Source organism: Pseudomonas sp. H1_G08 (assembly GCF_054681355.1).
The window spans coordinates 1,151,518-1,172,685 of sequence record NZ_CP162822.1 but is presented as its reverse complement, the minus strand read 5'-3'; the positions used below and the strand labels follow the sequence as shown (position 1 = coordinate 1,172,685).

Below are 21,168 nucleotides of genomic sequence, written 5' to 3'. Positions count from 1 at the left end.
TCAAACGCGGCGCTAAATTCACTACTTCTGAAGCCGCAGCGGACATCCGTAGCGAGAGGCCAAGGGCTGGAGAAGTCCGCGCCCGTGGAATGAATGAAACTTTGTTTCTATCGCCATTACCGGTCTATACAGGACAAACTCAATCCTCTCGCCGGAATTTTTCAGGGATGAACGAAGTATTCCTGGAACTCGGTGGAAGTAATTGGGGAATGGTTGAACAAGGAAAAATACTTGCCGCTGGAATTTGGATGGCATTGACGACAGCATTCATTGCTCCGGTGCTTATCTGTGCTTGGCTCGCACTTTTCAGCCCTCACGGAATAGATCGAAGGTTCGTCGACCTAATTGGTGACTCGTTACTGGTTTTTGCTAGTGGCTCTCTACTGTTTATTCTCCCTCTTGGTGCGTACTTATACGGAATGCTCTCCGGCGTCTTTAAAGCAGCAAAAACCTACCCCGTCCGCTTCAACCGCCAACGCCGCGAAGTCTGCTACGTCGACAGCAAAACCCGCCGCGTCCTCATCGTACCTTGGGAAAGCGTAGTCGCCTGGGTCTCCAACACTCAGGGCGTCACCAGTTATGGCGCTACTCGCCAGTACACGTTCGGCATGGGTCTGGAGGATGAGGAGCAGGACAAAGTGCAATTCCTCCTGCTACCACAACCCAGCGATGCACATGCTTTAGGGATGTGGACTTCAATTCGTAATTACATGGAAGACGGTCAGTTGGTAGATGCTCCAAACCCGATGCTCAAGGCACTGGGTTTGACTCCATCCGGTGATCGGCTCAAACCGTACGAAGGCCTACACACTTTTGAAATCGAACGCGAAGACGCACGCGCGATGGGGTCGCTGGACGAGGGTGGCGACGAACTGACGCCCGAGCAGCGCGAGCATTACGGTTACTCGAAAAAATCCCGTTGGCCACTGCGCCGCTGGTACATGTGGCGCGTGCTGAGCTTCTGGAAGATGCCTTACATGCTAGCCGAATGGGCGCATCGCAAAGGGCGGCCTACCCTTCCGGAGCAAGTGCAGACATGGTCTGAGGCGTTGCCACCAGAGCAATGGGCCAAGCCCAGCGCTGCATTGGTGAAAGCCAATCAAATGGTCAAGACTGCCATGGACAAAAAAGGCGCCACGTTCGTCGAAGCGTGCAAAGCGGCGGGTTTGCATGGATGAAATGTGAGCAACCAAGGTCGTCTATTTCTTTGAATTTTTAACATCTGTTAAAACGTAAAGCCGATTTGTTTCGGTTTATCCGAGGCCATAAGTCGGAAATTTCGAGTCTGAAATCCCCATGAATACCCGTCAGATAACGCTTGCCAATAGATGGACCGCAACCTTTCAAAACATCGGCGAGTTTCGCATGGGCGTCGAGGGCTGGGGCTTGCTTCTACAGGGTCCGGATAAGCAGACGATCAAATACTTCGCAGACCAGATTGTTCTAGCGAACGACGAGGACGGCCACCAAGCGAACACCTGCATCCTGCTGTCGGTCGATGGTGTTTACGGCTACTTGCGTACGGCCATAGACGGCGACTGGGTAATCGATTTTGCGCGAGGGATGATTGCCCCTCATCGAGTAACGATTCGCCACCATCACGACGCTTACGACGTAAGCCTTGCACTTTACGAACAGCCGGCCTTCAAACGTGCGCGCCAGTACATCAGTGTTGTCGGAAAACACATCTACCTGACTTTTCCGCTAACCAGAGATGAGGATTTTCCCAAGGTATGGGACGAATACCTGGCAATCCGCAAGCGCCAACTGGATGAGCTTTACTTCGCAACCTGATGAACGCATGGCTACATCCGGTAAGCATCCCAACCGTTTTACGTCCTCACACTTCTCCAGTGTCCCACCCTGCCAAATTAAGCTTCACCTAAGCTTCCCCCGCTAGCATCCCGGCTTATCAACCTGTCGTCTTGAGCCGTGATGAGTCCCTCCGACATGAAAGCCTTCGATCTGCCTACCCAGCCGCATCCCGACTTCAGTCTTGTTCTGGTCAATTACAAAACCCCGGACATCACCCGCATGTGTCTGGAACTGTTGCGCGAGCATGTTCAGGCGCAGGGCATTCCAGTGTGGGTGGTGGATAACGATTCGGCGGATGCCAGCCTCGATTATTTGCGTTCGCTGGACTGGATCAATCTGATCGAGCGGCCGTCGCCCGGTAAGGAAATGGGGCATATTGCCCATGGCAAGGCGCTGGATCTGGCCTTGGCGAAAGTTGAGACCGATTATTTGTTTCTGCTGCACACCGATACCTTTGTCTACGACATGGAAGTGTTCGCGATGATGATGCGCGAATGCACGAAAAGTGCGGACATGGCGGCGGTGGGTTGTGTTGAGCAACTTGATCGTGGGTGGCTGCGAGACACCTGGCGGTTAACTTCGCGGTTCTGCAAACATCATGTTCGTCGGCTAAAAGTTCATTTCGGCCTGCGTTCGAAACCACCACGCCCGTATAAAGAAACGCATCTGAAAAGTTTCTGTACGCTGTGGAATGCGCGTTTGATGAAGTCGCTCGGGCTGCACTTCTGCATGGATGAGGAGGTGCCTGGTTACACGCTTCAGGATCGAATGGTCGGGTTGGGCTATGGCGTCAGGTTCCTCTCGCCGCGGAAGATTTTCCGCTACCTGGATCACATCCAGGCCGGCACCGTCGCGGCGGCAGGCACGTATGGCAAGGATCACCGCCGTACAAAAATGTACCAGCAGACACTCAAGCGCTTGCAGGGGCAGCATGGCAAAACCGGTATGCAGGCTTCGACTTGATCGAAAACAATAAAAAAGGGCGACTTCAAAGTCGCCCTTTTTGTTTGCAGATTCTGTATACAACTTTCGCCAGTAGTGGAGTTCGCCCAGTGTTACGGCCTGGCAATCCTTGCACCGGTAAAGAGCCCTGACACTGGGCGAACGCCGAGGATTTTAATTCAAACAAGTGGACCTGTCGTCATGGGCAAACATGAAATTTTTGCACTGAAAAGTTAAAAACTGTGTTTTGCCGATTTATCCCGGGAATTGTCTTACAAAAACCTTTATATGATTGCTCTCATACATAAAGTTGTACAAGAGCAATAAACTTGTAGAGTTAATACTCAACTATCGTGCTGACTGGTCACTTTCAGGATATCGGTATAAGTGACAATAACGCTCTGCCCTACTTTCAGATCTTTCAACTTGGCCTGAATCTCCGGCTTCTTCACATCGAGCGTCTTCGATTGTCCGGACGGATCTTGGAGGGTGACCTGATTGGTCTTCAAATCGATTTTGCTGATTTTCAGCTGCACCTGAACCTGACGATAGGCCTCGCCGCCCGGGTTATCGCTGCCCGGGGCCTTGCGCAGTTCGCCGGTACGTTCGGTGGTGCCTGGCAGACCTTTATCCACGTCTGTATCGAGATAAGCGGCGACAGATCGCTGCACCTCGATTTTCACCAGGTCCCCTACTTTGAGATTGGCAAGATTTTTCGCTTTGTCGCTGAGCTGAACGTGGACCTGACGTCCCTCGGGGCCTTCCAGCACGACCTGGTGATTGGCCGGGTCGACGGCGAGCACTTTGGTGGTAACGGAATCGGCCTCAACGACGGCAGATAACGGAATATCGGCAGCTAAAGCGCCGAAACTGGCAGCAGAAAGCAGCGTTGCGAGAGTGATGGCCTTGGCCAGAGCGTCGAGCTTCATATGCATTACTTTCCCTGTGATGAAATGGCGACGCCCGCCACCGAAACGACTTCTGCAGCAGGCGTGCCAGTGAGCATAGACGCTGTTCAGGGCTTGACTTGGGTTTGTGGCCCACGGGTATGTGGCTTGGCAGTCTCTTGCGCAGTGGATTCGCCACTCGGCGTGCCTTTGCCGCTGTCCTGCCGCTGCTTGGGATCGGTCGGGCGCAGGGCATCATTGTCGCGCTCGGTTTCACCGGCCGGGCGTGGTTCGTCGGGGTTGTCGTTCTGGTTGCTGGTGGTATTCATGGCAGGAGTCCTCAGGCTTCGGGATCTTCGAGTTCGCGGGCGACGTTGACCTCGGGTGACTGCTTGTGCAGATCGTCGGCTTTGGCGCGCATCAACTGCCATTGCTCAAGATCGATTGCGCCTTGGCCGAGCAGGTCATCGGCGATGCGTTGCAGATCGAGGTAGTGAGCGTCAGGGGAGTTCTGCCAGTAGGCTTGATCGTCGAACAGGCGCTGCCAGGTGTCGAGGTCTGGGAGTTGCACGTCGTCGCTCATGGGTGAGTCCGAAAATGGCGGGTTTCTGGGTAGAGCGTATTGGCGAAGGGAGAGTTCCGAGCGGTTTGATTAGTGGTGACCTTGCTGACGCCATCGCTGGCAAGCCAGCTCCCACAGGGATTGGGGTTAAGCTGTAATTCATCGGTGTTTTTGAGATAGCTATCGCGAGCAGGCTCACTCCTACAAGAGCAAGAGCAAGAGCAAGAGCAAAAGCAAAAGATCGCAGCCTTCGGCAGCTCCTACAGTCCCACGTTCACCTATAGGCCGAGTGTCAGCTCGCCTGCTCTTGATCTTGATCTTGATCCACCGGCGACGTCGGAAGGCTGAGTGGAGGGATTGATCCGGGCGTGGGAGCGCAGCGACCGTCTGGCGAAGCCAGACACAGCGGAAGGAGGTGCAGCGAAGCAAACCGTAGCCGCTGCGCCCGGATCGATCCCGCAGCGAAGGAACCCGAGCCTGCGAGGGCCGAACGTAGGAGCTAGCGTTTTTTGCTTACTTTTTTTGGCGCTTGTAAAAAAGTAAGTCGCCGTAAGGGCGAAACCCTAAGCAGCCGTTACCGCAGCAACGGATATGTACCCGGTCAAGCAGAACAAATCATCGCTCGACAAAAAGCCTTCGCGAGCAAGCTCGCTCCCACAGGGAAACTGCACCTACCGTTAATATCCGGTCATTTCCAGATAGCCCTGGCCAGGATGGCTGCCATCGACCTTCACCGGCCCTTCCCAATAGGGAATACGCAAATCCATCCACGCATTGCGGTTGATCGCGTCAACGCTGATATCGAGTTTCTTGTCAGGAATGCGGATCGACCATTTCACCGGCATCGGCCGATCAGCAACCTTGGCCGTATCCTGCGGCACAAGGCTGATCTGCTCGCTGCGCAACGTCTGAATCTGCCCGTCAGCGGCGATCCAGGTGCCGGTCAGATAAGGCGCGCCGGTCTTCTGCCGCATGCGATAAAGCATCACGTGTTCGCCGCTGTCCAGATGCAGCGAGAACCAGTCCCAGCCAGTTTGATTGGCGGTGAGTGGCTGACTGCTCCACTCGCGATCGAGCCACGCCGGGCCGCTGACGGTGTAGGTCTGGCCGTCGATCTGCAGCGTGCCGCTGGCCTGGAAAAATGGCTGGCTGTAGTAATACGACGCCTGGCCTTCTTCGGATTTCTGGCTGAAACCCTGGTCGCCCTGCAGCACCAGCGGGCGGCTGGAGGTAAGGCGCAGTTGATAAGCGAAATTCTTGTCACGAGCACTGAGTTGCATATCGCTCAACGGATCCTGCGCCTGACTGGCAAACATCCAGTCATCGATCCACGCCTCGAACGGCGCCAGGCGCACGCCCGCCTGGCCTACTCCGCCCCGGGCGTAGCGCTCGGCGGCATGATGCACCGAGCGCGAAGTGACTGCCGCATGGCCCAGCCAGATCGTTTGGTTGCCCCAACCGGCCTGCTCGGCGACGGGTTTCAGGGCGCTGCGAAACAGCGTCCATTGCACGCCGAAATCATTGCCCTGCTGATCCTTGAGGTTGGCGGTGACGTACCACCACTCAATGCGAAAACCATCATGCGCGCCATGATCGGCCGGAAAGCTGAATATCCGACCGGGCACCACCGGGGTGAAGGATTGCGCCTGATCGCCCATGCCGGCAAAGCCCTTTTCCTCGGGTGCAGGCTGATCGCAGCCAGCGAGCAGCAGCGCAATCATCAGCACGAGCCATTTAGTCCTCATGGGCAAATGTCCTCAGCAAGTCCGCCGGTTGTGTGCGGTACAGCGAATACAGCGGCCATGCCGAAGCCAGTAAAGTCGCGAGCAAGGCCAGGCCCATCAGTTGCAACAACTGCAACGGGAACACCCGCAGCGGCAGTCGCCAGCCGAACGCCTGCACGTTGATCACCGCATCGAGGCACCACGCCAGGGCGATGCCCAACGGCAGCGCCAACAGCAACGTCAATACGGCAAGCAGCCAGGTCTGACCGAGGTTGAGCAGCATCAATTGTTTGCGTGTAACGCCCAGCGCCCACAGCGGTGCGAGCTGACTGAGGCGACTCTGGCTCTGAGTGAGCAGACTGATGAACAGCGCCACACCCGCCACGGCCAGGGTCAGGCTGTTCAAAGCTGCTGTCGCAGCAAATGTGCGTTCAAAGACTTGCACCGACCAGCCCTTGAGCCGCGCCTGATCGACGATGCGGTTGTCATCCAGCGCAAAACGCGCCTGCAAGGCGTTGAGCAGCGCCGGAATCTGCGCTGGGTCGATACGCAGATTGAAGCGGTTCGGCGTGAGTTGCGGCCATCCGCGCAGCAGGTGCTCACTGCTGATCAGCACGTGCCCCTTCGGATTGCCGTAGTCGGCGTAGATGCCGACGATGCGCGGCGACCATGTGCCGTTCGGCGTGGGAATGTTCAGATGCTCGCCCGGCTTCACTTTCAGGCGTCGCGCCAGTTGTTCGCTGAGCATCACCGCATCGTCCGTGGCCAGTTTGCCCCACGGATCGCTGCCACTGCTGTCGAGCAACGGCCAATGCTGGCGATAGTACGAGTGGTCGATGATGCCGTAGACATCGGCCGGCCAGCCTTGCAGCGTCACCGAAACCTGCCAGTTGGGCAGCACAGCGGTCACGTTGCGCTGCTGCTTGAGCCAACTGTGCATCTCGCGGGCCTGCGCCGGGTTGGCCGGGTTGACGTACAACTCGGCGCTCAGGCGTTGTTCGAGCCAGTCGTTGAAGGTCTGGCGAAAACCGGCGGTCATGCTGCCGGCGCCGATGTTGGCGGCGAGCGCCAACAGCAGCGCCATCAGCGCCAGACTCAGGGCTGGCAGTTGCTGGCGGCAGTCGGCGAGAAACCACTGGCCGAGCACCGACCGACTGCGCCCGAGCAACGGGTTCAACAACGCGCTGAGCAACACCGGCAAGGCCAGCGCGGCACCGAGCAACAGCCCGGCCATGAGCACGAAACCGCTGCTCAGGCTGTCGCCCCAGATCAGCGCCGCCAGCGCAATTGTCAGCAGCGCTGTCGCCAGCCAACCCTGTCGGCGCAACCAGCGCGAATACTGTTGATGCCACGCCTGCGGATCGGCCACCGCCAGCAACGGCAGACGCGCCGCCCGCAGCAGACTGTTGGCCCCGGCCAGCAACGCGCCGAGCAGGCTCAGCCCTATGCCGCTGAACCACCACCAGGGACTCAAACGCAACTGCCCCGCCACTTCCGCGCCATACAGACCGCGCAGGCTGGCGGCGACGTCCGGCAGCAGCACGCTGGCCAGCCAATAGCCGCTGATCACACCGAACAATCCGCCGATCAGCGCCAGCACACCCAGTTCAACCACCAGACATGCGATCAGCATTCGTGCACTGACGCCACAGGCGCGCAAGGTGCGCAGCAAGCCTCGGCGCTGTTCCAGAGCGAGGCCGATGGCGGCGTGGACGATAAACAAGCCGACTAGAAACGATAGAAATCCAAGGGCATCGAGATTGAGGTGAAAGCTCTCGGTCAGCCGCGCGAGATTGTTTTCTTCACCGCTGCTTTTGAGCTGCAAGCGATCGGTGAAACTCGCTGGTAATTCCTGATGAAAGTCCTTGGGCAGCAGCAATCGCGACAATTGCTCGGGTTGGTCGAGCAGTCTTTGCGCTGCGCCGATGTCGACCAGTAACAGGCCCGGCGCCATGTCCTTCCGCGCGAGCAGCGGCGGCAGGGTCTGGCCGTTCACGGTTTGCGGTGTATCGCCTTCGCGCAAGCCGAGCATTTGCATCGTGTCCGGGGAAATCCAGGTGCTGCCCGGCGGGCTGAAAAATTCGACGATGCGCTCGATCGGCATCGCCTGCCCGGCTACTGCCGAATCCGACGGCAGCGACACCGGCTCGATCCCCATCACTTGAATGCGTTGATCTTCCTGGCCCTTGAGCGTCAGCCGGCCCTGCAACACCGGTGACACTGGCCAGCCCTGACGGCGCAATTCGATAAACCAGCGCTGTGGAAACAGCGCCCCATTCGGCGTGCTCAGGCTGGCCTGTGGTTCGCCGCCGATCATCTGGCTGGCCCGCGCGTAGCTGTCACGTGCCTGACTGTTCAGCGCCTCGACGCCAGTGAGCAGACTGGTGGCCAGCCACAACCCGGTCAGCACGCTGAAAAACTGCACGGGATGGCGCCGCCAGTGGCTGAGCAGCGCGCGCAGGGTTTGCCGCCAGATCATCAGGCGACCCGCCCGTTCGACAACACCACACGCTGGGCCAATCGCGCCGCGACGCGCTGACTGTGGGTGACCATCAGCAGGGTCGTCGGCGTGTCATCGAGCAATTCCAGCAACAGCCGCAGCACTTCATCGCTGGTCGCTTCATCGAGGCTGCCGGTGGGTTCATCGGCCAACAGCAATTTCGGCTGCGAAGCCAATGCCCGGCCCAAAGCGACTCGTTGCTGCTGACCGCCGGAGAGTTGCTCGGGATACCGCGAGAGCAGATCGCCCAGACCCAGACGCTGCACCAGATGCGCTTGCCAGCGCGGCTCATGGCGCCCGGCCAGGCGCGCCTGAAAGGCCAGATTGTCTTCCACGCGCAGACTGCCGATCAGGTTGAACTGCTGAAACACCAGACCGATTTCCGTACGTCGCCAGTTGGCCAGTTGCGCTTCGCTCATGGCTTCCAGACGATGTTCACCGCTGCGGATGCTGCCGCTGTCGACCTTGTCCAGCCCCGCCACCAGATGCAGCAGCGTGCTTTTGCCACTGCCCGATTCGCCCATCAGCGCCAGGCTGCCACCGGCCTCCAGCGTCAGGTCGACGCCTTGCAGCACCGGCAACAATCCCTGTGGCGTGGCATAGCTTTTGAAAACGTCGCGAACCTCAAGCATGGGCAAACCCGATCAGTGAACCTGGGCCTAGGATAGCGGCCCTGAATGGTTTTTGTCCGCTGATGATCATCGTCAACCCAGCGCCGCGCCCTAAGCTGCTGGCTGTTCGGCCATAACGATAAAAAAACCGGAGACACCCATGCCCCGTTTCATCCTGAGCCCGCGTGGCCTGCTGACCTGCCTGATCACCACTTGCCTGAGCCAGCCGTTGCTCGCTGCTGACGGTCCGGTGGCGCCGAGCATGCAAACCGCTGCAAGCAACGCTGCCGTGCTGCAAACCCTGCCTTTCAGCGACCGCACCGATTTCGAATCCGTCAGCAAAGGCTTGATCGCACCGTTCAAGGGCCAGATCAAGGATGCCGCCGGCAAAGTCATCTGGAACGTCAATGCCTATGATTTCCTCGCCAAAGACAAGGCGCCGGAATCGGTCAATCCGAGCCTGTGGCGACTGGCACAGCTCAATGCCCACGCCGGTCTGTTCGAGGTCAGCCCCAAGCTGTATCAGGTACGCGGTCTCGACCTGGCCAACATGACCATCATCGAAGGTGACGACGGGCTGATCATCATCGATCCGCTGACCATGGCCGAAACCGCCAGGACGGCGCTGGATCTGTACTACGCCAATCGCCCACGCAAACCGGTCGTCGCGGTGATCTACAGCCACACTCATGTCGATCATTTCGGCGGCGTGCGCGGGGTGATCGACGAGGCCGATGTCAAGTCCGGCAAGGTCAAGGTCTACGCGCCGGTCGGCTTCATGGAACACGTGATGAGCGAGAACGTCATGGCCGGCAACGCCATGAGCCGCCGCGCGCAGTACCAGTTCGGCAGCCTATTGCCGCGCAGTGAAAACGGCCAGGTCGACGCTGGCCTCGGCAAGAGCGCCCCCAGCGGTGGCACGGTCACACTGATCGCGCCTACCGATCTGATTGCCGAGCCGTTGGAAACCCGCACCATCGCTGGCCTGCAAGTCGAATTCCAGCTGACCCCGGGCACCGAAGCGCCAGCGGAAATGAACCTTTATCTACCGCAGCTGAAAGCCTTGTGCATGGCCGAAAACGCCACGCAGATGATGCACAACATCCTCACCCCGCGCGGTGCGCAGGTGCGTGACGCCAAAGCCTGGTCGCAATATCTCGATGACAGCCTGGCGCGCTATGGTGACAAGGCCGACGTGCTGTTCGCCCAACACAACTGGCCGACCTGGGGTGGCGAGCGGATTCGTACTTTGCTCGCCGATCAGCGCGACATGTACGCGTTCATCAACGACCGCACCCTGCACTTGCTCAACCAGGGCCTGACGCCGCTGGAAATTGCCGAAGCAATCAAGAAACTGCCCGGCTCGCTCGATCAGAAGTGGTACACCCGTGGCTATTACGGCTCGCTGAGTTTCAATACGCGCGCGGTGTATCAGCGTTACATGGGTTTCTACGACGGCAACCCGGCCAACCTCAACCCGCTGCCGCCGGTCGATGCGGCTAAACGCTCGGTCGAGGCCATGGGCGGTGCCGCGTCGGTGCTGGAAAAAATGCGCAGTGCGATGGCCAGTGCTGACTACCGATGGGCCGCGCAGTTGGGCAACCAGTTGCTGTTCGCCGATCCGGACAACGCGGATGCCCGCAACGCTCAAGCCGAGACGCTGGAGCAGTTGGGTTATCAAAGCGAGAACGCCACCTGGCGCAACATGTACCTGACCGGTGCGATGGAACTGCGCAACGGCGTACCACCGCAGTCTGCCAATACCGTATCGGTGGACATGGTCCGGGCGATGAGTCCGGAAATGTTCTTCGATTACCTCGCGGTACGCCTGGACAGCGACAAAGCCGTGGCCCATGACCTGACGCTGAACTGGACGTTCGACGATGTGCAAAAGGATTTCACCCTGACCCTGCGCAACGGCGTGCTGACTCACCGCGCCGGCTTGAATCCGGCGGCGGATGCGAGCGTCAGCCTGAGCCGCGATACGCTGGAGAAGATCAGCCTGAAGCAATTGGACTTCCCGACGGCGATGCAAAAAGGGCTGGTGAAGTTGCAGGGCAATGGTCAGAAATTCGGATTATTGATGGGCAGCCTGGATACGTTCGGGCCGCAGTTCAATATCGTCACGCCTTAGGCCAAACGCCCCTCATGCCTGACCGGGATTCAACCGGAACTGCTTCGGCGTAATCCCGAACTGTTTGCGAAACGCGCGGATAAAGTTGCTCGGCTGGCGATAACCCAGCCGCTCAGCGATCCGCTCGATCGGTTGATCGCCCGCCGTCAGCCAGTGCCGCGCCATCGTCAGATTGTCCTCACGCGCGGGCGCGCAAGTTGCAGCGTGCCAGTGGCGCAGCATGCTCTGGTGCAGAAACGGGTTGGCGCCCAGCAAGGCCTGATCGAGCCTGGAGCGCGGCAAGGTCAGGCACAGATGCTCGCCCTGCTCCACCGCGATACCCACTCCACGCAGCCAGCCACCGGCCATTTGCGCGGGGCGCAGGCTGACACTCACAAACAAATCTCCAGGCGCCCCGCCGAGTCGACGGGCAATGTTGCGCACCAGCGTTATCGCCGCCGCATCCAGAGCGAAATGATGGAGCTGCCCCCGCAGCGAATGCAGGCGCAAACGAGCCACGTCGCCTGCCTCGACCAATTCCACCGCAATGTAATTGATCACCCTTGGCAAGCAGTCGATGAAGCACTTCAGACTGGCCCGCAGGGTCGCGGCCGAGTCGAGCAGAATATTCAGTCCTTGCAGGCAATCGGTCGCCATCCCGTCGGACAGTTCGCAGCCAAACGTCGGCGCTACCCCGGCCCATTCACACTCACGCCACAACCGTTCAACCGCTTGTGCGGCGATCAATTGATGCTGTCTGGCAAGCACAGACGGGCAGATCCCGACGCGCGTCATCAAGCGTTGCGGGCACAGCCCGGACTGGCGAGCATGCGCGAGAATCGTGCGGGTGAAGGCGCTGGAGGCGAACAGAGGCTGAGACATGAAGGCGGCCATCGAAGAACAGGCGTGTACTTATGCCAGCGGACGTGCTATCGATCCAATGCATTAAAAGTATTCGCAAAATGCAGGAGACGCATGATGGATCTTCGCCAGCTTCGCCACTTGGTCGCCCTCGCTGATTACCGCAACTTCGGTCGCGCCGCCGAGGCGATCAACCTCAGCCAACCGGCGTTCAGCCGCAGCATCCAGACTCTGGAGCGTGACCTTGACTGCGAGCTGGTCGAGCGCAGCAGCCGTGAGTTTCGCCTGACCGGGCAAGGCCAACTGGTGCTGCAACATGCGCGGCGCCTGCTCGCTGGCAGTCAGGCGCTGCACAACGAATTGACGCAATACAACGGCCTCACCGGCGGCGAACTGCAATTCGGTTGCGGCCCGTATCCGGCGCAGGTGCTGGTGCCGGAAGCGCTGGCCGATTTCATTCAGGCGCATCCGGCAATTCGTACGCGCTTTCATCAGGGCGACTGGCAGCAATTGTCGCTGTGGTTGCGCGAGCAGCAGATCGAGTTTTTCGTCGCCGATGCGCGGCACTTTGTCAGCGATCCGCAGTATCAGGTGTACCTGCTGCGCACGCGGCCGGGACGGTTTTTCTGTCGCGCCGGCCATCCGCTCCTCGCGCAACGAGACCTGCGCTTGCGCGCCCTGCTCGATTACCCGATCGTCGGCACGCGCATTCCTCCGATGATCCGCAAGGTGCTCGCCGATATCCTCGGTGAGCAGGACTTCACCCCGAGCGTCGAGTGCGCACAATTTGACGCGATCCAGCGCGTAGTGCTGCGTTCAGACGCGGTGGGGCTCGCCACGCTTGAGGCCTTGCGTGAACAACTTGATCGAGGCCTGATCGAGCTGCTCGACTTTGTCGACGTCCCCCATGACGAGCCGGCGCTGCAACTGGGTTATGGCATCGTCAGCCGCGCCGGTTTTACCCTGACGCCAGCAGCGCGGGCGATGATCGAGGCGATCCTCAGCGTCGATCAGCGTTTGCTGGCGGCTAACGGAGCTACGGGAGACGCGCGCACAACATGAGCAAAATCCATCCGCAGCCCGTCAACGTTTTTTACGCGCCGACCCTGCTGCCGGCCATTGAAGAATTGCTCGCGCGCGGCGTTACCCAAGGCGCAATCGAAGCGCAGCTGCGCCGCAGCCTGTTCGATCTGCGCACGCCGTTCACGCGCATGCCGCTGCTGATGTCACGGCGCTTCTGGGCGTTTGCCGTGGAACAGAGCGGGGATCCACTGATCGGTCTGGCGGCGGGTGAACGTTTCGTTTCGACGGCCACCAACGGGCTGACCTATCTGTTCGATGTCGCCGTGTCGCTGGAACGTGCCTGTGCGTTTTTCGCCGAGTACTTTGCGTTTTTCAACGGACATTTCCGTGTGCAAATCCTGCGTGAAGATGACGGCGTAACACTGCGTCTGGTCGACGACGGCAGTCTTGGTGCTCCGGCGGCGCTGACCGATTACATCCTTGTCAGCCTGTGCAGCCTGGTGCGGCGCAAATTGCTCGCCAGCGGCGTGAATCGTGATCCGGTGCTAGGTGTGGCATTGGCATCGGCAAGCCGCGAGCAGCATCAATCGGCATTGCGCGCCCCGGTGAGCGCAGAGCAGTCATGCGCGGCGATTTATCTGGATCCTCAGCTGTTCGTGATGCCGTTGACACCGGGCAATCCGGCATTGGAAACAACGCTTGTCGATCTGCTGGAACAGACCCGTCGTCTCAGTGAATCGACCTTGCTCGGACAGCTCAGCGATTATCTGATCGAAGATCTGGCTTCAGCGGATTGGCAGCAGTTCTGTGCTACACAGCATGTGCTTGAGCGCACGGCGGCAAGGCGCTTGAAGGCGTTGGGCTGGACTTTCAGCGAACTGCTTGATGAGCATCGGCGCTATCGTGCCGAGGACCTGTTGCAGTCCGGGGCGCTGGAACTGGTCGAAGTGGCGGATCGGTTGGGTTACAGCGATGTGCAGGGATTCAACCGGGCTTTCGCGCGCTGGCTGGGGTGCGCGCCCGGGGAGTATCGGGCGCGGTGGCTGAAGCTTTGAATTGGCTGGTGTCAGTGCTGGCCCCATCGCTGGCAAGCCAGCTCCCACAGAGGCCAGTGCTGACACAGGATTTGTGAACAACCTCGAACCCTGTGGGAGCTGGCTTGCCAGCGAAGAGGCCCGCCCGAGCAACCCAAAACTCACTGCCCCGAAGCCACACTCGCCGGCGCCCGCTCAGGCGTAACAATGCTGCCCAGATCGATATGCTTCCACTCAGGCTTGGCCCCCAAGCGCGCATTGAAGCGGTAGTTGAAAGTGAACTCATCCGCCGTCGGCACGCTCAGCGGTTTGCCATATACCGCTTCGATTGCGCCCAAGTCGTAGCCCATCACCTGCAACAGTGTCGGGAAGATGTTGTAGTGGCTGGAGCGGTCCTTGTTTGCCGGCAGATTCGCCGCCCAGTCCGGCGCCTGCAATCCACGGCCCTGAATCACCACCAGCGGCACCAGCCCCTCCTCTTCCACCGGGTCGCCGCCGCAGTGGGTATTCAAGCCCGGGTTGCCGCGCTCATGCAGATCCTGGCCATGATCGGAGGTGTAGATCAGCAGCGCATTGTCCAGATTGGCCTGGGCAAACACCCGGGCGAAGAACTCGCCGACGTTCCACAACAGCGTGTTCTTGTAGGCGTTGCGATACAGCACCCAGTCATCCGGCTGGCCATTGAAACCGGGGCGTTCGCCAGTGTCGGCGACTTCGGTGAACTGCCCGCGCGGCAGCGTCGGCCGGTAGGCCATGAACGCGTCCGGGTATTTGTCATGCACCGGAAAATGCGCGCCGACCTTATTGATCACGATCAGCTCGGGGCGATCGTCATTGAGCAATTCGATCAGCTTCGCCGCTGCCGCCATATCGCGGTCGCGCACGCTGGTCTGGTCGAATTGCACGAAACTGTCGATGTCGTTTTTCTCGGCGGCGGTCATCAGGTTCTGCAGGTTGCCGGCCGTGCGTTGGGCGTCGATGTAGACCGTGCCGAGCCCGGCCTTCTTCGCGTACTGCCAGATCGACGGCAACGTGCTGTTGATGCGCCTGTAATCGGCGCGTGTGCCGCCGTAGCGCAAGGTGACGTTGGTGTCGGCGCTGCAGTTGGCAATGGACGCGGCATAACCGAAGTTGAAGACATCGACCCCGGCCGGCGCTTGCTTGAGGTTGCTGTGCACGCCGAACGGCGCGTTGATGTCGAGGTAATTGCCGGAAATGCTTTCGTCGATGATCAGCACGATATCGTGGCCGACGGCAGGCGTGGCGCGCGCAAGCGTCACCGATTCACGCGGGCCGACGGTGTCATGCAACGCTTCGTAGGCAAACAGGTTGAGGTAGGCCAGCGGCGTGTACATGATCGGCAGACCGCGCGCGCCCTCACCCGCACGTAAAAAAAGCAAAGCGCTGAGCATGAACACGCCGATGACCGGAGCCGCTACCCGCAACGTGTTGGGTATGAACAGCGCATGACGCGGCTTGAGCCCGATGCCGAACAACAGCAGCAAGCCACTGAGCAGCGCGCGCAGGATCGCGTCGCGGTACTGATAGGCCGCTTCCTGAATGAAGCCGCCGGAGTACACCAGCGAGACAAAATCGCTGTACCTCAGGTAATCCGCCGTGACCCGGGTATAGACATCGAAAAAAACCGCCGCAACAAACAGCGTTAATGCGAACGCATGTCGAACAAGAGCCTGACGTATATAGGCAGTTAGATATAACGCGAAAGTAAGCGCCAAAAACATCGCGCCAAAAACAAGTACATTAAAACCCCACCCGATAGCATTTAACCGGTCCAGATAGTAGTCGGAAAAGAGCAATAAGTAGGCAACTAAAAGCAGTTCCTTGGCGTATTTGAACATGGCGATACCGGCCGTCCGAAATGGGAGGTTGTCAAAGCTTTGTCGGTCAGAACCTGACACTAGCACCCGGCCATCAAAGCGCAAGAAATGACTGATAGCCGGGTAAAGCGTCAAAAAAACGGTGACTCAAATCTGACACACCGGCGGGGATGAAAGCCTTTAATTTCGGGGACTTAGACCGTCTGTCGGTTAAATTGAATCTGAACAAATCTGCAAAGAAAGAACAAATTCAATCGCAGCAATGACTTGATGGCCAATCGCCAAAAACGCCTCAAGTGTTATACCCGTGCAACATGTCATTTTGCTGACACGCTTTTCAAACCCTGCGCTATACCCCTTTAACAATCTCATTCCGTAGTTAACTTTTCTGGTTTTATTGAGGTGCGCAGATGGACGTGAGCGTATTTGGCACTGGCTATGTCGGACTTATACAAGCCGCTGCACTTGCCGATGTCGGTCATCGGGTTTTATGCATTGATATTGATCCCAACAAGATCAAACAACTGCAACAAGCGGTACCGCCCATCAGTGAACCAGGCCTGTCCGCAACACTTGAAGAAAACATCAAGGCCGGGCGCTTGTTGTTCAGCACCCAGGCCAGTGATGCGGTGACTCACGCCGAGCTGATTTTCATCGCCGTCGGCACCCCGGCGGACGAAGACGGCTCAGCCGACCTCAGCCATGTACTCAACGTCGCCCGGCAGATCGCCGGCCTGATGGAGGCCGATCGCACGCTGATCATCAAATCCACAGTGCCGGTCGGGACTGCCGATCAGGTTCTGGCCACGGCCACCAGCGAATTGCTGCAGCGCGGAAAAACCGAGCTGCAGGTGCGTGTGGTTTCCAACCCGGAATTTCTCAAGGAAGGCAGTGCCCTCGCCGACTGCATGCGCCCGGACCGGATCATCATCGGCACCCGCGACGACGCTGCCCGCGAGCAGATGAGCGAGCTGTACGCGCCGTTCTGCCGCAACCACGAAAAACTGATGTTCATGGACAACCGCAGCGCCGAGCTGACCAAATACGCGGCCAACGCGATGCTCGCCACCCGCATCAGTTTCATGAACGAACTGGCCAATCTCACCGAGCTGCTCGGCGCCGACATCGAAGCGGTGCGCAAAGGCATCGGCTCCGACCCGCGCATCGGCTATCACTTCATCTATCCGGGCTGCGGCTTCGGTGGCTCGTGCTTTCCCAAGGATCTGCGGGCCTTGCTGCACACCGCCGAACACAACGGCATGCCGCTGAAACTGCTGCGCAGCGTCACCGACGTCAATGACAGCCAACGGCACATCCTGTTCAGCAAATTGCGCGCGCAGTTTCCGCAAGGCCTGGCCGGCAAATCCATCGCCGTCTGGGGCCTGGCGTTCAAACCGAACACCGACGACATGCGCGAAGCCCCCAGCCGTTACCTGATGGACGCGTTGTGGGCCGAAGGCGCCAGCGTGCAGGCTTATGATCCGGAAGCCATGTCCGAGTGCCGGCGCATCTACGGTTATCGCAACGACCTGCACCTGTGCGCGACCCGCGACGACACTCTCGAAGACGCCGACGCGCTGGTGATCTGCACCGAGTGGAAAAACTTCCGCGTGGTCGATTTCGAGCTGCTCGCCGAGAAGCTGCGTTCGAAAGTGATCATTGACGGGCGCAACCTGTACAACCCAGAACAGGTTGCCGCCGCCGGCCTGCATTACAGCGGCATCGGCCTGCGCCACATCGCCCCTGAAGGGCTGCGGCCATGAAGATTCTGGTGACCGGTGCCGCCGGTTTCATTGGTGCCCATTGCGTCCTGCGCTTGCTGCGCGACGGGCATTCGGTGGTCGGCCTGGACAATTTCAACCACTACTACGACCCGCAGCTCAAGCACGACCGCGTGCAGTGGGTGCGCGAGCAGGTCGGCGATTTTCCGCTGGCCACGGTGGATCTGGCCCACGCTTCGGCGATCGATGCGCTGTTTGCCCGCGAGCAGCCACAAGTGGTGATCCATCTGGCTGCGCAGGCCGGGGTGCGTTATTCGCTGGACAATCCACGGGCGTATCTGGACAGCAACCTCAACGGTTTCCTGAACATTCTCGAGAGCTGCCGCCACCACCCGGTCGAACACCTGATCTACGCCTCGTCGAGTTCGGTGTACGGCGCCAATCAACACACGCCTTACTCGGTCAAGGATGGCGTCAACCATCCGCTGTCGCTGTACGCCGCGACCAAGAAAGCCAATGAACTGATGGCGCACAGCTACAGCCATCTGTTCGGCATTCCCTGCACCGGCCTGCGCTTTTTCACCGTGTACGGGCCTTGGGGTCGGCCGGACATGTCGCCGATCCAGTTCGCCCGGGCGATCAGCGAGGGCGAGCCGCTGAAGCTGTTCAATTACGGCGAGCACCAGCGCGATTTCACCTACATCGACGACATCATCGAAAGCATCGCACGCCTCATCGATCAGCCACCGCAAGCCAATCCGCAGTGGGATCGCGAGCAGCCCGACCCGGCCAGCAGCATGGCGCCGTGGCGTCTGTTCAACATTGGCGGGCAGCAGCCGGTTGCACTGAAAACCTACCTCGCGCTGATGGAAAAACATCTCGATCGGCAAGCCATTGTCGAGCTGCTGCCGCTGCAACCGGGCGACGTGCTCAACACCTGCGCCGAGGCCAGCGATCTGGCCCAGGCCACCGGATTCCAGCCCCGGATAGAACTGGATGAAGGACTGGGCCGCTTCATCGCCTGGTTCCGCGACTACTACCCCACTGCCCGTGCGCCGCTTGCGGCTGATTGAATGCGGAGGACGCCATGACTGGACATGAAAGAAGTGTGTCGATTGCACAGATGCGCCCTGACAAGCGCGTCGACCCGGAACATCGCATGCGCCTCGATGCGGCGATTCACCGTCAGGGTCGCGGCTGGCTCAGCGGCCGCGATGGCGGCCGCCCATGGCAGCTGTCGCGGACCAACCGGGTGGTCGCCTGCCTCGGCGCGCTGACGATTCTCGTGCTGATCTCGCCAGTGCTGCTGGGCCTGGCCCTGGCCATCAAGCTCACCAGCCCGGGGCCGGTGCTGTTCGTGCAGAAACGCACCGGTTATCGCGGGCGCAAGTTCGGCATGTTCAAGTTCCGCACCATGGTCAGCAACGCCGAAGACCTCAAAGAGTCGCTGCGCCACCTGAACAAACACGGGGCCGACGCCATCGACTTCAAGATCGACAAGGACCCGCGCGTCACCGGCATCGGCAGTTTTCTGCGGCGCACCAGCCTCGACGAGCTGCCCAATCTGATCAACGTAGTGACCGGCGACATGCGCCTGGTCGGCCCTCGTCCGACCTCGTTCAACGCCTACCGCTACAAGGACAATCACCTCGCGCGTCTGGCGATCTACCCCGGCATGACCGGTCTGTGGCAGATCTCCGGACGCAGCAACATCGACTTCGACCAGCGCGTTGAGTTGGACCTCAGCTACATCGCCGAGCAGAGCCTTCTGCTTGATCTGAAGATTCTGTTGAAAACCCCCTTCAAAGTATTCAGCGGCCACGGAGCAAGCTAATGGACGGTTCAACCAATAAAAGCCTGAGCATCGCCAGCCCCAGCGAATCGAATCTGACTTCGACCGTGCTGGATCTCGATCTGCGCATTCTGTTCCTGACCGCCGCCAACCCCGGCGCCGGCACCACTACCAGCGCTCTGGCACTGGCCAGTCAGCTGGCGCAGATGAGCAGCGGCCAGGTGCTGCTGGTCGATGCCAGCCAGTCGGCGAACAACCTCACCCAGCAGATGAACCTCGGCAAGGAGCGCGGCCTGCGCGACCTGCTGTTCAATCCGGGCAACCCGCCGCTGTTGCAGGACTGCGTGGTGCAGGTCTCGAGCCTGCCCTTCCATGTGCTGCCCAACGGCCGGCCGATCCGCACGCTGGAACACCTGACCGCCGAGCGCCTGAGCCCATTGCTCGACCAGTTGGGCAGCCAGTACCGCTTTGTGGTGATCGACGGCGACGCGGTGTATTCCGCCGCCGACACCCTGGTCATCAGTACTCAGGTCGACGGCGTGGTGTTTGTCGTGCGCGCCGAAGACACCCGCTGGGAAGTCGCCCAGGCCGCTGTGCAACGCCTGACTCAGGCCGGGGCGAAAGTGGTCGGCAGCGTGTTCAACCGGCGCAAGTACTACATGCCCAAATGGCTTTACAAAAACCTGTAAGCGAACGCAAAGGATGACGCCATGAACGCCAGAATGCTTGTCCTGCTGTTGCTGCCGCTTGCGGGCTGCTCCAGCACTTCCGACACCCAGAACATGCCGGTGAATATTCTCACCGCCTCCCCGGCCAACGCCCAGGCGACCGATATGCCGAAGATCGAGCAGACCCTGCGCCCGCAGGATGTGCTGGACGTGATCTTCCATATCAGCACCAGCGGTTCGGACGCCTACCGCGTGCAATCGGGCGACCAGATCGGCCTGAATTTCACCGCCGCCAGCCAGCTCAACGGCAATCAACTGGTGCTGCCCGACGGCACCATCGAACTGCCGGGCGCCAACACCTCGGTGAAAATCGCCGGGCTGACCAGCGAAGAAGCGCGCCAGGAAATCCAGCGCGTGTATCAGCGCAAACAGCTGTTCCAGCCCAACCGCAATCAGCTTACCGTGCAGATCATCAGCCCCTTGAGCAACGAGCAGAACCTTAAAAGTGCGCTGAACCACCCGGCCACCGGTATGAGCCGGGAGATCACCGTCGGCACTGACGGCTACGCGAGTTTTCCGGAAATCGGCGCCGTGCCGCTGCAAGGCATGACCGTCAATCAACTGGAATCGTTCCTCAACAAAAAGTACGCGCAACTGCCGGGCCGCATGACCGTGGACGTGCTGCTCAAGTCCACCGCAGGCAACGAGATCTACGTGCTCGGCGAGGTCGCACAACCGGGCTCGTATCCGATCCGCCGGCCGGTGTCGGTGCTCGAGGCGCTGACCCTGGCGCGCGGTACCAACGTCAAGGCGCGGCTGGATTCGGTGGTGATCATGCGGCGCAACGGCAATCAGGTGAAAGCCGTGCGCTACGACGTCGAAAAAGCGCTGTCCGGCGACGCCCCGCAAATCGCCTACCTGCAACCGGACGACATGCTCTACGTGCCAAAAACCAAACTGGCCAGCGCCGGCGAACTCGCCCGCCAACTGGCTGATGTGGTGCTGTTCCAGGGCGTCGGGTTCAGCTTCGGCTACCGCGTCGACAACAAAGACAGTGACAACTAACTCACAGGTGAC

19 protein-coding genes are annotated in these 21,168 nt (G+C 59.7%); 11 read left to right on the top strand and 8 right to left on the bottom strand.

The features are described from left to right. Positions 1-167: 167 nt before the first annotated feature. From AB4N85_RS05325 to AB4N85_RS05315, 3 genes are all read left to right on the top strand, one after another. On the top strand, positions 168-1,178 hold the full coding sequence (locus tag AB4N85_RS05325) for a DUF6708 domain-containing protein (protein ID WP_252869178.1): 1,011 nt from the start codon (positions 168-170) through the stop codon (positions 1,176-1,178). Between the two features lie 118 nt (positions 1,179-1,296). Then, entirely contained in the window at positions 1,297-1,794 is a 498-nt protein-coding gene (locus AB4N85_RS05320; RefSeq protein WP_252869177.1) for a hypothetical protein, read from the top strand. 156 nt (positions 1,795-1,950) lie between these two features. After that, positions 1,951-2,778, top strand: a complete 828-nt coding sequence (locus AB4N85_RS05315) for a glycosyltransferase family 2 protein (protein WP_252869545.1) — start codon at positions 1,951-1,953, stop codon at positions 2,776-2,778. Positions 2,779-3,101: 323 nt separating this feature from the next. Here the strand turns inward: AB4N85_RS05315 and AB4N85_RS05310 are convergent, their stop codons facing one another. From AB4N85_RS05310 to AB4N85_RS05285, 6 genes are all read right to left on the bottom strand, one after another. After that, on the bottom strand, positions 3,102-3,686 hold the full coding sequence (locus AB4N85_RS05310) for a hypothetical protein (protein WP_041478611.1): 585 nt from the start codon (positions 3,684-3,686) through the stop codon (positions 3,102-3,104). An 86-nt stretch (positions 3,687-3,772) separates the two neighbouring features. Further along, positions 3,773-3,973: a hypothetical protein gene (locus tag AB4N85_RS05305; protein WP_056784567.1), complete on the bottom strand. Its 201-nt coding sequence runs from the start codon at positions 3,971-3,973 to the stop codon at positions 3,773-3,775. Between the two features lie 11 nt (positions 3,974-3,984). Then, positions 3,985-4,227 carry a hypothetical protein gene (locus AB4N85_RS05300; RefSeq protein WP_150741575.1) on the bottom strand — a complete coding sequence of 81 codons (243 nt, stop codon included), beginning with the start codon at positions 4,225-4,227 and terminating at the stop codon, positions 3,985-3,987. Between the two features lie 656 nt (positions 4,228-4,883). Further along, positions 4,884-5,951 carry a lipocalin-like domain-containing protein gene (locus AB4N85_RS05295; protein ID WP_423662823.1) on the bottom strand — a complete coding sequence of 356 codons (1,068 nt, stop codon included), beginning with the start codon at positions 5,949-5,951 and terminating at the stop codon, positions 4,884-4,886. Further along, entirely contained in the window at positions 5,941-8,409 is a 2,469-nt protein-coding gene (locus AB4N85_RS05290; RefSeq protein WP_460067260.1) for an ABC transporter permease, read from the bottom strand. The genes AB4N85_RS05295 and AB4N85_RS05290 overlap by 11 nt, the downstream gene beginning before the upstream one ends. Beyond that, positions 8,409-9,062: an ABC transporter ATP-binding protein gene (locus AB4N85_RS05285; RefSeq protein WP_016774109.1), complete on the bottom strand. Its 654-nt coding sequence runs from the start codon at positions 9,060-9,062 to the stop codon at positions 8,409-8,411. Before AB4N85_RS05285 ends, AB4N85_RS05290 begins: the two co-directional genes overlap by 1 nt. A gap of 139 nt (positions 9,063-9,201) precedes the next feature. Between AB4N85_RS05285 and AB4N85_RS05280 the strand changes: the two genes are divergently transcribed. Further along, positions 9,202-11,175, top strand: a complete 1,974-nt coding sequence (locus tag AB4N85_RS05280; RefSeq protein WP_460067258.1) for an alkyl/aryl-sulfatase — start codon at positions 9,202-9,204, stop codon at positions 11,173-11,175. 12 nt (positions 11,176-11,187) lie between these two features. On the opposite strand, the gene AB4N85_RS05275 is transcribed toward AB4N85_RS05280, so the two are convergent. Further along, the gene (locus AB4N85_RS05275) at positions 11,188-12,036 is read right to left on the bottom strand and encodes a helix-turn-helix domain-containing protein (protein WP_252869173.1); all 849 of its coding nucleotides are present in this window, start codon (positions 12,034-12,036) and stop codon (positions 11,188-11,190) included. A gap of 96 nt (positions 12,037-12,132) precedes the next feature. On the opposite strand from AB4N85_RS05275, the gene AB4N85_RS05270 reads away from it, so the two are divergent. Continuing rightward, complete coding sequence (locus AB4N85_RS05270; protein ID WP_460067256.1) at positions 12,133-13,077, top strand: LysR family transcriptional regulator; 945 nt, start codon at positions 12,133-12,135, stop codon at positions 13,075-13,077. After that, positions 13,074-14,093, top strand: coding sequence for an AraC family transcriptional regulator (locus AB4N85_RS05265; RefSeq protein ID WP_460067253.1), 1,020 nt, complete (start codon positions 13,074-13,076; stop codon positions 14,091-14,093). Before AB4N85_RS05270 ends, AB4N85_RS05265 begins: the two co-directional genes overlap by 4 nt. Positions 14,094-14,233: 140 nt before the next feature. Here AB4N85_RS05265 and AB4N85_RS05260 read toward each other — a convergent pair whose 3' ends face one another. Then, positions 14,234-15,931, bottom strand: a complete 1,698-nt coding sequence (locus AB4N85_RS05260) for a sulfatase-like hydrolase/transferase (RefSeq protein ID WP_460067250.1) — start codon at positions 15,929-15,931, stop codon at positions 14,234-14,236. 389 nt (positions 15,932-16,320) lie between these two features. Here AB4N85_RS05260 and AB4N85_RS05255 point away from each other — a divergent pair, with 389 nt between their 5' ends. From AB4N85_RS05255 to AB4N85_RS05235, 5 genes are read left to right on the top strand one after another with little or no spacing between them, the layout of a single operon-like run. After that, the gene (locus AB4N85_RS05255; protein ID WP_056784540.1) at positions 16,321-17,673 is read left to right on the top strand and encodes a UDP-glucose dehydrogenase family protein; all 1,353 of its coding nucleotides are present in this window, start codon (positions 16,321-16,323) and stop codon (positions 17,671-17,673) included. Continuing rightward, a complete protein-coding gene (locus AB4N85_RS05250) occupies positions 17,670-18,704 on the top strand; it encodes an NAD-dependent epimerase (protein ID WP_041478601.1) in 1,035 nt (344 codons plus the stop codon). Before AB4N85_RS05255 ends, AB4N85_RS05250 begins: the two co-directional genes overlap by 4 nt. Before the next feature lie 14 nt (positions 18,705-18,718). Then, positions 18,719-19,465 carry a sugar transferase gene (locus tag AB4N85_RS05245; protein ID WP_041478600.1) on the top strand — a complete coding sequence of 249 codons (747 nt, stop codon included), beginning with the start codon at positions 18,719-18,721 and terminating at the stop codon, positions 19,463-19,465. Beyond that, positions 19,465-20,112: a CpsD/CapB family tyrosine-protein kinase gene (locus tag AB4N85_RS05240; protein WP_024012451.1), complete on the top strand. Its 648-nt coding sequence runs from the start codon at positions 19,465-19,467 to the stop codon at positions 20,110-20,112. Before AB4N85_RS05245 ends, AB4N85_RS05240 begins: the two co-directional genes overlap by 1 nt. A gap of 21 nt (positions 20,113-20,133) precedes the next feature. Continuing rightward, the gene (locus AB4N85_RS05235; protein WP_095179536.1) at positions 20,134-21,156 is read left to right on the top strand and encodes a polysaccharide biosynthesis/export family protein; all 1,023 of its coding nucleotides are present in this window, start codon (positions 20,134-20,136) and stop codon (positions 21,154-21,156) included. Positions 21,157-21,168: the final 12 nt, after the last annotated feature.

Excerpts from the sequence above, each read along its gene's own strand:
- AB4N85_RS05325 (WP_252869178.1), top strand. The coding sequence starts at position 168 with ATGAACGAAGTATTCCTGGAACTCGGTGGAAGTAATTGGGGAATGGTT.
- AB4N85_RS05320 (WP_252869177.1), top strand. The coding sequence starts at position 1,297 with ATGAATACCCGTCAGATAACGCTTGCCAATAGATGGACCGCAACCTTT.
- AB4N85_RS05315 (WP_252869545.1), top strand. The coding sequence starts at position 1,951 with ATGAAAGCCTTCGATCTGCCTACCCAGCCGCATCCCGACTTCAGTCTT.
- AB4N85_RS05310 (WP_041478611.1), bottom strand. The coding sequence starts at position 3,686 with ATGAAGCTCGACGCTCTGGCCAAGGCCATCACTCTCGCAACGCTGCTT.
- AB4N85_RS05305 (WP_056784567.1), bottom strand. The coding sequence starts at position 3,973 with ATGAATACCACCAGCAACCAGAACGACAACCCCGACGAACCACGCCCG.
- AB4N85_RS05300 (WP_150741575.1), bottom strand. The coding sequence starts at position 4,227 with ATGAGCGACGACGTGCAACTCCCAGACCTCGACACCTGGCAGCGCCTG.
- AB4N85_RS05295 (WP_423662823.1), bottom strand. The coding sequence starts at position 5,951 with ATGAGGACTAAATGGCTCGTGCTGATGATTGCGCTGCTGCTCGCTGGC.
- AB4N85_RS05290 (WP_460067260.1), bottom strand. The coding sequence starts at position 8,409 with ATGATCTGGCGGCAAACCCTGCGCGCGCTGCTCAGCCACTGGCGGCGC.
- AB4N85_RS05285 (WP_016774109.1), bottom strand. The coding sequence starts at position 9,062 with ATGCTTGAGGTTCGCGACGTTTTCAAAAGCTATGCCACGCCACAGGGA.
- AB4N85_RS05280 (WP_460067258.1), top strand. The coding sequence starts at position 9,202 with ATGCCCCGTTTCATCCTGAGCCCGCGTGGCCTGCTGACCTGCCTGATC.
- AB4N85_RS05275 (WP_252869173.1), bottom strand. The coding sequence starts at position 12,036 with ATGTCTCAGCCTCTGTTCGCCTCCAGCGCCTTCACCCGCACGATTCTC.
- AB4N85_RS05270 (WP_460067256.1), top strand. The coding sequence starts at position 12,133 with ATGGATCTTCGCCAGCTTCGCCACTTGGTCGCCCTCGCTGATTACCGC.
- AB4N85_RS05265 (WP_460067253.1), top strand. The coding sequence starts at position 13,074 with ATGAGCAAAATCCATCCGCAGCCCGTCAACGTTTTTTACGCGCCGACC.
- AB4N85_RS05260 (WP_460067250.1), bottom strand. The coding sequence starts at position 15,931 with ATGTTCAAATACGCCAAGGAACTGCTTTTAGTTGCCTACTTATTGCTC.
- AB4N85_RS05255 (WP_056784540.1), top strand. The coding sequence starts at position 16,321 with ATGGACGTGAGCGTATTTGGCACTGGCTATGTCGGACTTATACAAGCC.
- AB4N85_RS05250 (WP_041478601.1), top strand. The coding sequence starts at position 17,670 with ATGAAGATTCTGGTGACCGGTGCCGCCGGTTTCATTGGTGCCCATTGC.
- AB4N85_RS05245 (WP_041478600.1), top strand. The coding sequence starts at position 18,719 with ATGACTGGACATGAAAGAAGTGTGTCGATTGCACAGATGCGCCCTGAC.
- AB4N85_RS05240 (WP_024012451.1), top strand. The coding sequence starts at position 19,465 with ATGGACGGTTCAACCAATAAAAGCCTGAGCATCGCCAGCCCCAGCGAA.
- AB4N85_RS05235 (WP_095179536.1), top strand. The coding sequence starts at position 20,134 with ATGAACGCCAGAATGCTTGTCCTGCTGTTGCTGCCGCTTGCGGGCTGC.